The organism is Paraburkholderia tuberum STM678, assembly GCF_902833905.1.
Classification (GTDB): Bacteria; Pseudomonadota; Gammaproteobacteria; order Burkholderiales; family Burkholderiaceae; genus Paraburkholderia; species Paraburkholderia tuberum.
The window spans coordinates 73897-82111 of the sequence record NZ_CADFGP010000038.1; the positions used below are offsets into that span (position 1 = coordinate 73897).

Below are 8215 nucleotides of genomic sequence, written 5' to 3' on the forward strand. Positions count from 1 at the left end.
TTACTTGCTCGCGGCTGCGGCGAACGTGTTGTCGACGCCATTGGCGTAAGTGACTGCGCCGGGTTTGATGTTGCCGATCGACTCCTGCAGATCGAGCGCATTGCGGAAGGCCTGCTCGGAAATATCGGGCGTGGCCGCATAGATCTTTTGATCGATGAGACGCTGCACCGCCGAATCGACGATCTTCGGATCGAGCGATGGGAATTCGGCGCGCGCGACGCTCTTCGCCGTGTCGTGCGATTGCTGAATCAGAGCTTCGGCTTCACCGATCGACTTCACGAACGCGGCTACCATCTTCGGCTTGCTCTTGACGGTGAGAGAGAGCGTGTCGATGGTCGAGAATGCATAGCCGCCCGGATACGCCTTCGGGAACGCATACACGATGCGATAACCCTGCGCGAGCCCCGTTTCCGCTTGCGGCATATAGAGCGCGGCGGCTTCCGAGCGCCCCGCCATCACCGGCGCGAGTTCGGTGCCGATCTGCACGGTGTTCATCTTCACGTCCGCGAGCTTCTGTTCGCTGATGAGCCGTTGCAGCAGATACGTGCTCGTCGACGGCGGCAGTGCGGTCGAGACGCTTTTGCCTGCGAGATCGCCGACGCCCTTGACCGTCGAATCCTTCGGCGCGATCACCCACACCGGCACGCCGGCGACCACGTTGGCCACGTTCACGAGCGATGCGCCCTTGAGGTTGGCGAGCATGGCGGTCATCGGGTCTTGCAGCGAGAAGTCCGCATGACCGCCGATCACCGCTGCAACGCCCGCCGCGCCGCTGCCCGCAGTGACCTTCTGCACGGCAAGGCCGTTCTTCTCGAAGATGCCTTTGTCGATAGCCACATAGAGCGGCAGGTACTGGATCGACTGAAATGCCTGATAGATGACCACCGGCTCGGCGGCCTGAGCGCTCGTCGCGCCGATTCCGGATGCGACCAGACATGCGGCCGCGATACTATTGAGCAGAGCGTGTGTCTTCTTCATTTTTTCTTCCAGGAAATGATCTTCGCTTCCGCGAGTTGAACGATCCAGCTGAGAACCGAGGCCATCAAGGTCAGCACGATGATGCCGAGCCAGACGGTATTGAGATCGAAGAGCGAGCCCGCGACGAACACCGCGTGACCGAGCCCCGACTGCGATGCAATGTATTCGCCGACGACCGCGCCGATCAACGCGAAGCCGATGTTCACGCGCAGCGTCGAGAAGATCCACGGCAGCGCGCTCGGAACGATGAGCTTGGTGAAGATCATCGACGGCTTCGCCTTGAACGAATGGAAGAGATTGAGCAGGTCCTTGTCGACTTCACGCGCGGCGGCGCAGGACGAGATCATCGCGACGGCGAATGTGGAGATGCCGGCGAGCCATATCTTCGACGAGGCGTCGGAACCGAACCAGATCACGATGAGCGGTCCGAGCGCAATCTTCGGAATACTGTTGAGGATGACGGACAATCCTTCGGCGACACCCGAGACTGTCGGCAGGAACCACAGCAGCAGGCCGAGACCGATCCCGAGGCCGCTGCCGATGGCGAGACCCGCCAGCGTTTCATAGAGCGTGACCCAGGTGTCGGACACGAGCGTGCCCTGCGTCAGCCCGATGACGGCGGCCTCATAGATGCCGGACGGCGAGCCGAGCAGCTTGCCGTTGATCCAGCCCGCGCTAACGGCAAGTTGCCAGGCAACGACCAGCGCAACGACGATACCGAAGACGGCGCCCGTCGTGCCGAACTTGCGGCGCGTACGGCGTACGGCTTTCCTTGGCGTGACGTTGGTGGACAGAACGGCTTCAGTCATGGACGGCTCCTGCAAGGATGCTCGATGGAGCGACTTCATCTGCGTCGCGCGAGGTGACGTGTCCGCGCAAACCGTTCCAGACACGCGCGTGATAGCCGCGGAACTCGGGCGCCTCGCGCGCGGAGACGGCATTGCGCGGTCCGTGCGTCGTCAGTTCGATGTCGATCTGGTCTTCGATGCGTGCGGGACGCCCGCCAAGCAGGATCACCCGATCGCTCATCGCGATGGCTTCTTCGATGTCGTGCGTGACGAGCACGACACTCGTGCCGCTTTGCGCACGCAGCGCGATGATGTCGTCCTCGAGTGCGAGACGCGTTTCGTAGTCGAGCGCGGAGAAGGGTTCGTCGAGCAGCACGAGCGTCGGATCGACGAGCAGTGTGCGCGTAAGCGCAACGCGCTGTCTCATGCCGCCTGAGAGCGAATGCGGATAGGCATCAGCGACGGCGCCGAGCCCGTAGCGCGCGAGCATCTGCCGCGCACGGGCGACATCATCGGGCCGGACCTTGCGATACAACTCAATGCCGAGCAGCGCGTTTTGCAGCACTGTGCGCCACGGCATCATCAGGTCCTTCTGCAACATATAAGCGATGCGACCCGCTTCCCCATCTGCGCGTCTGCCGACCGATATCTCGCCTGACTGCGGCGTGAGCAGGCCTGAAATGAGATTGAAGAGGGTGCTCTTGCCCGCACCGCTTCGTCCGACGATGGACACGATCTCGCCATGTCCCACGGAGAAGTCGAGCCGGTCGAAGATGGTCACGGTCGAGCGATCGGGCGATTGAAATCCGTGACTGAGCTGCCGCACGCGCAGCGGTTCCGCGAACGTGTTGACTGTTGCGTTCGATCCCTTCATGTCGTTCCTCGCAAGGTCTCGTACTGGTGAAGTAGTTGCTGCAATGCATAATGCACAATCAAAAATCGGAAGCTGTCCTCGTCAAAAAAGTTTTTTCTCGGTGGACTCGCATGGGATGCGTCGGTGCGCAAACTTGGTGCCGCTGCGCCTCTGCAGTGCGCGTCGCTGTGCGAATCGGTGCATGTTGCGATGAAACTGTGCGGGGCGAGGCGTGAATTCAATGGCACATTAATCGCTTCGTGCAAGTCTCTGGAACGACGTTCATTCCGTTGGAAAGCCACTGCAAAGAGACGATTGCAAAGACAGGAAGTGTTCGATCCGTGCACGAGCGATCAGCCGATAGCCGCCCGAATCGTCAGCTTGCTCGACGGCGACAGCCTTGATGCTGTCTATCGCGACTGGCCGCGTTCGGACGCCGCACCGATGGCGCGTGTCTCGAGAAGCGCTGACACCGCGAGATCGCGAGATCGCGGCTGGGAGACTTACGTCGACGATTGCGCGAACCTGTTCTTTCGTCGCAACTGTCTCGAGGATCTGCCACCGGTCCTGACCGGCAATCGATACACAGCCCGCAGGCGGACGCCTGGACGGCGCTTACGGCGGGCTGGCAGGGCTCGAAGTGCTTCGCGCGCTGGATCCAGCGGGCATCGCGACACGGCATCCTGTCGAGGTCGTCGCGTGGACGAACGAGGAAGGCAGTCGTTTTGCGCCCGGCGCGGGGGCTCGAGTGCGTTCGTCGATCCCGCGTTGCTCGCGGGCTACCGCGAATCGCGCGACGCCGCAGGCATCCGGTTTGGAGATGCGCTGGATGAAGCGCTTGCGGCAACGCCCGTCATTGCGGTTACGTGAAGACCCGCTATCGTGGTTTGATGAAGAACAGCGCCCAGATCACCACGCTTCGGGGAAGTCGAAGGACGCGATCGGACAGCAGCTCGCCGGTGAGAAATGCGACGGGAATAACGCCTGCCCACGCGAAATGACGCCTAATGCTATCAGCAACCTTCTTGCCAGTGGCTCCGTCGCGCAGCCGGATATCGGTGACGATGAGATCGGGAATGCGGCTGTCATCGGCGAGGATGACGTCAAATCCATCCATCGATTCTGCGGCGTGCACGAACGCGCCCGCGCTCGCGGCACGTTTCAGTGGAATGGTGACGAGCAAACCGACGACATACATCATTGGCACCATCGTGGCGTGCGCAATCACCGACTCCACGCGCGCGTCGACGCTCTGGCCGCTGGGCTTGAAATAGAGCATGACCAGGTAACTGACAACGCATAGCCCGATCAGCCACGCCGCCGTGATCCCTCGGAGCCGGAATGCCATGAATATCATGAAAAGGGAAAACGTCAGGATCGGATACGCTTGCCGCCAAGCCAGGTCGCCCGGATAGATCTGCACCATTCTCAGGACCGCGCACCAGCAACTGATCGTCCAGACACTGAGCAGCTCAACGGCCCTCCGCTCGACGAAATAGCATCGTTGAGATCCAGAACTGAGGGATCTATACACGCCCGCGCCCCTCACCTAGCTGCCTCGGTAAAGCTCGACCATCTTCGCTGCTTCGCCATTTTTCTGGAAATCCTCCAGCTCGCGCATCACCTGCTCGCGTGTTTTTCCGGGGAGAACAGGATCTGCCGATGTGGCAGCCGGAACCGCGACCGCCGGAGCCTGCTGGGTGCTGCCAGCCGCTACGGACTCCTGCTGGTTGGTCGCTGATTGGGCGAAGCATCCATCTGCTGTCACTCCAGCCACCGCGACAAGACAGACGGTAACCGATTGATAAAGTTTCATGAGAGTACTCCTTCGAAGTTTAAGAGATCGGCGTGTTCACTCTCTCGCCGGCCCACAGCATTCTTCGCACGAGCCAACGCAGATTCGGCCTCCTTGCGACGATCAGCCGATCCAGGTGCACTCGATGACTGCCCTGTCAGCGTTGCTGTCATATTCATTCTTGGTCAGCCGAAACGCCATCGCAACGCACATGCGTAGGCGATGAACAACCTCTGTCGGCGAAAGATGTATGCACTGTCGATGTCCGATCCCAATCCCGATCCCGATGACGTGTCGGACATTCGCCTCCCGACGGCGGTCCTTCCTTAACGGTCCAGCTGCGGGCACGTCACGTCGCTGATACATTTGTGGCTGATGGTAGGGATGGCGACCTGCTATTCTGTTTTTATCGCACCGCGGCTACGGACGAGGGCGTTGTGCATCCGTGGCCTTCGACATCGCTTTCGCTGCAATTCGCCGCATTGCTCCGTTAGCCACGATCGGTGGAGATCTTTCCAGCCAGTGGTGCGGCGATAAAGCTCATCGATGTGGAGCACTATCCCACGGTGATTTTTCTGGTCCGGCAGGCCTTATGAAATTGTCAGGCTTCGTGGTACGCAAGTTTGCCTCGGCAGATCTCGAGCGCGCGTTCCGTACTGACTATGCGCGCCGCTACGCCGGCCAACGCAGGCTGGCTGGCGCCGCCAGCCTCCTGCTGTGGATCCTGTTTGCTCGCCGCGATTGGTGGCTGCTGAACCGGGTCGATCCCAGCATCATCTTTCACGTTGGCTATCTGCGGCTCGCCGGTGCCGTGGGTATGGCTGTGCCGATATGTTTGATGTGGGGACCGCGTGCCTTTGACGAACGCTGGGTGGTCGGATTGCTTTGCGTATGGATGCTGAGCTGCTGGTTCACCCTCTTGCAGTTGATGGAGCTTTACCCGGCGGCCTTGGCTTTCCGGGAAGTATTCCCCGAATTTTTACTTGTCCTTTTCACGATATTCACATTGCTCCGACTTCGAGCAATCACGGCAGCGTGGTTAGTCGGGCTGGGCGTTGTAAGCTTTCACCTTACCCTTTCTCTCTGGCCACGGACGGGCGCTTCCACGGTGGGCGCTGGCTGGGCGTCCCGTGGGTCTGTGTTGGCCATCATGTATTTTATGGGCGTTGTCATCTGCATTCAGTTTGAACGCGCTGCCCGCCGTGAATTTATGTTCAGGCGGACATTGCGCGCAGCAAGCGCACGCGTTCAGGCGGCGTCCTCCGCTGTCAAACGGCAGAATGAACGCATGAGAGAGCTGGTCAGAGAGAAGGAACGGTTCTTTTCATCGGCCTATCACGACATCCAGCAGCCGCTCGCCGCAATCAACCTCTTCATCCGCAGCGCGCGGACAAAGCTCGAAGCTGGTCACGCCGCAACGCATGATCTCGACGTCATCGAGGAGACGGCAGGCGACATCCTCGACATGTTCAAGAACATTCAGGACTACAGCGAACTAGGTTCGTACGTTCCAAGCCTGTCGCCTATCGATACACAAGCCGTGCTGGCCGATGTTTTTGAACAATATCTTGAACCGGCGAGATCGCAGGGCATCGAAATCAGAAGCACCATGCGCTTGCGCCGCCCGCCGCCCATTGAAAGCGACCGCTCGCTGTTCAAGCGGGTATTGTCCAACCTCGTATCGAACGCGATCAAGAACACCCGCACGGGAGGCGTCGTTATCGGGTGGGTGGAGGTCGGCGAACGGCTTCGCATCGACGTCTGGGATACGGGCGTCGGTATCTCGCCCGCACATCGGGATGCGATATTCGCCGAGTACTATCAGATTGACAACCCGGGCCGCGATCGCTCGAAAGGCTTGGGGCTCGGGCTGTCCATCGTCCAACGGGTCATTGGGATTCTGCCGGGGCACAGCTTGAGGTTCTATTCGGTCGAAGGGCGCGGGTCGCACTTTTCCCTGTACGCTCCAATTTCGATAATGACGCCGGTCATCGGGACGGAGGACCGAAAGGATGATGCATACACGTCCGTGCTCAAGGGCAAATACGTCCTGCTTTGCGACGACGAACCGACCGTTCTCGAAGGTCTGCGGCGGCTGTTTATCAGCGCGGGCGCACTCGTGGATACTGCCGGGTCAATGACGGGCTTCGAAGCGATTCTGGCCGATGAAGGCCGCGCACCCGACGTCCTCGTCACCGATATACGGCTGCGCGAAGGGCCAAACGGCATTGAGCTTGCCGAACGGATCAGGCGGCGTTTCGATTGGGCGGGCGCGCTGCCCGTTGCGTTCATCACGGGCGAGCTGATTTCCCCGCCCTCACTTCGCGATTTTTCCCAGCCTTTCGTGTTGCTGCGCAAGTCTTCCGCGCCAGAAAACACGCTCGTTGAAGTCAGCCGGTTCGTTGCCGCCCAACAGCCGGCAGACTTTTGTCATGTGCGGGATCCGTGACTGGCGGAACGCCAAGTTTGATCCCTCTATCTGCAAGCATCACGATCAGTTCCGTACGGCGCCGCAGATTGAAATGCGCGAGCAGATGACTGATGTATTTCCGTACGGTAATGTCCTCGAGCCCCATTTTCAGCGCGATGACCTTGGACGGAAGCCCGCGCACCAGCCACGCCAAGGTTTCGAACTCTCTCGGAGTCAGTCCCAGTTCAGATGCGGTGCTCATTTCTGAGTTGCCTCCCGACCGCGGGTTCCGAGATTCATCCGCGGGGGCGTCGTCTGTGTTCATGTCATGCCTGAGCGTCGCGATGCTTGACGCAGGCAGGAATACGCCGCCGGCCAGCACCGCGCTTATCGCCGCATGGAGCGCTTCAGGAGATGACGATTTGGGCACATATCCCATGGCGCGAAGTTCGATGCATCGGCCAATGGTTTCCACGCTACCGTCGGCCGAGATCACAATCACCGGTAAAGACGGGCGCGACTCCTTCAATTCGGCAAGCGCGTCGCAACCGTGACCATCGGGAAGGTCGAGATCGAGAAAAACGATGTTCAGGAATTCGCCGAGCGCATGATTCAAACCTTGTGACAACGTACTCGCGTGCAGCAACTCGATGTCCGGAAAGATCTGTCTCAGCAGAAGCGCCAGTCCGGCTCTGAACAGTTCGTGATCGTCGACGATCAGCACGCGCATTCCATCGTCTCCCAGAACCGCTTTCGAAGCGGGCCGCAATGACGCAGCGGATGATGCTACATCCGTGGCGATCTTGCATTGTGTCAGACCAATAGTACATGCAGTGTACCGATGCCCCGGACGGCGACGGCTGATCAATAGGACATTGCCTCGAATGTGGCGGTTTTTGCCCGTCGTTCGGCGATTCAAGCCTACCGGAATGACTGACAGGCCTTTGAAAACAGCGAAGACCGCGGCGACTCGATCAGACGAGCGGATCGCGGTCGAGTATGGTGATTGTTGCCACTAATTGTCGGCCATTTCTGGCCGCCGATAGTCGGATCTGTCGGACGACAAGGCAGCGGCGCCGTCGCAACGTTGTGATTAGAGCGGCCGGTGGCCCGGATCTGTCCCTTCAGGCCGGCCTTTGCAGTGTAGGAAAATCAGCTATGAGGAGGAAGTGTTCCTCTCCGCGTTGTCGGCGACTGTTTCATGTCGGGCCATGACGCGTCATTCGCCTCCCGCGTTGGAGGGACATTCAGACGTCGGATCCTGTTAAGGCTTGTTCGACGCCTGCCCTTGTGTGCCGACGCGTGAGCGCACGACGACGCATGCGGGCAGGCGTTGGACAAGCCTCGAGGGAGGAAACCGCGGAGTGGACCGATGCGGCGTGAGCTTGAGC

At 60.0% G+C, this 8215-nt stretch carries 7 protein-coding genes and 1 pseudogene; 2 read left to right on the top strand and 6 right to left on the bottom strand.

The window, feature by feature from the left end; all coding sequences use genetic code 11:
- From HWY30_RS28005 to HWY30_RS28015, 3 genes are read right to left on the bottom strand one after another with little or no spacing between them, the layout of a single operon-like run.
- The gene (locus tag HWY30_RS28005; RefSeq protein ID WP_090807372.1) at positions 1–978 is read right to left on the bottom strand and encodes an ABC transporter substrate-binding protein; all 978 of its coding nucleotides are present in this window, start codon (positions 976–978) and stop codon (positions 1–3) included.
- Positions 975–1787, bottom strand: coding sequence for an ABC transporter permease (locus tag HWY30_RS28010; RefSeq protein ID WP_090807370.1), 813 nt, complete (start codon positions 1785–1787; stop codon positions 975–977). Before HWY30_RS28010 ends, HWY30_RS28005 begins: the two co-directional genes overlap by 4 nt.
- Positions 1780–2640: an ABC transporter ATP-binding protein gene (locus HWY30_RS28015; RefSeq protein ID WP_090807368.1), complete on the bottom strand. Its 861-nt coding sequence runs from the start codon at positions 2638–2640 to the stop codon at positions 1780–1782. Before HWY30_RS28015 ends, HWY30_RS28010 begins: the two co-directional genes overlap by 8 nt.
- A 619-nt stretch (positions 2641–3259) precedes the next feature.
- Between HWY30_RS28015 and HWY30_RS43075 the strand changes: the two are divergent.
- Positions 3260–3304 (top strand): annotated as a pseudogene (locus HWY30_RS43075) (hypothetical protein); the annotation flags it as partial.
- A gap of 192 nt (positions 3305–3496) precedes the next feature.
- Here the strand turns inward: HWY30_RS43075 and HWY30_RS41905 are convergent.
- A complete protein-coding gene (locus HWY30_RS41905) occupies positions 3497–4045 on the bottom strand; it encodes a response regulator (protein WP_090807366.1) in 549 nt (182 codons plus the stop codon).
- Between the two features lie 123 nt (positions 4046–4168).
- On the bottom strand, positions 4169–4435 hold the full coding sequence (locus HWY30_RS28025; RefSeq protein ID WP_090807364.1) for a hypothetical protein: 267 nt from the start codon (positions 4433–4435) through the stop codon (positions 4169–4171).
- A 424-nt stretch (positions 4436–4859) separates the two neighbouring features.
- On the opposite strand from HWY30_RS28025, the gene HWY30_RS28030 reads away from it, so the two are divergent.
- On the top strand, positions 4860–6863 hold the full coding sequence (locus tag HWY30_RS28030) for a hybrid sensor histidine kinase/response regulator (protein WP_143037217.1): 2004 nt from the start codon (positions 4860–4862) through the stop codon (positions 6861–6863).
- Here HWY30_RS28030 and HWY30_RS28035 read toward each other — a convergent pair.
- On the bottom strand, positions 6805–7554 hold the full coding sequence (locus HWY30_RS28035) for a response regulator (protein WP_090807360.1): 750 nt from the start codon (positions 7552–7554) through the stop codon (positions 6805–6807). The genes HWY30_RS28030 and HWY30_RS28035 overlap by 59 nt on opposite strands.
- Positions 7555–8215: the final 661 nt, after the last annotated feature.

What these genes read in the sequence shown, in the direction of transcription:
- HWY30_RS28025 (WP_090807364.1), bottom strand. Translation starts at nt 4,435, where the DNA reads ATGAAACTTTATCAATCGGTTACCGTCTGTCTTGTCGCGGTGGCTGGA.
- HWY30_RS28005 (WP_090807372.1), bottom strand. Translation starts at nt 978, where the DNA reads ATGAAGAAGACACACGCTCTGCTCAATAGTATCGCGGCCGCATGTCTG.
- HWY30_RS28035 (WP_090807360.1), bottom strand. Translation starts at nt 7,554, where the DNA reads ATGCGCGTGCTGATCGTCGACGATCACGAACTGTTCAGAGCCGGACTG.
- HWY30_RS41905 (WP_090807366.1), bottom strand. Translation starts at nt 4,045, where the DNA reads ATGGTGCAGATCTATCCGGGCGACCTGGCTTGGCGGCAAGCGTATCCG.
- HWY30_RS28015 (WP_090807368.1), bottom strand. Translation starts at nt 2,640, where the DNA reads ATGAAGGGATCGAACGCAACAGTCAACACGTTCGCGGAACCGCTGCGC.
- HWY30_RS28010 (WP_090807370.1), bottom strand. Translation starts at nt 1,787, where the DNA reads ATGACTGAAGCCGTTCTGTCCACCAACGTCACGCCAAGGAAAGCCGTA.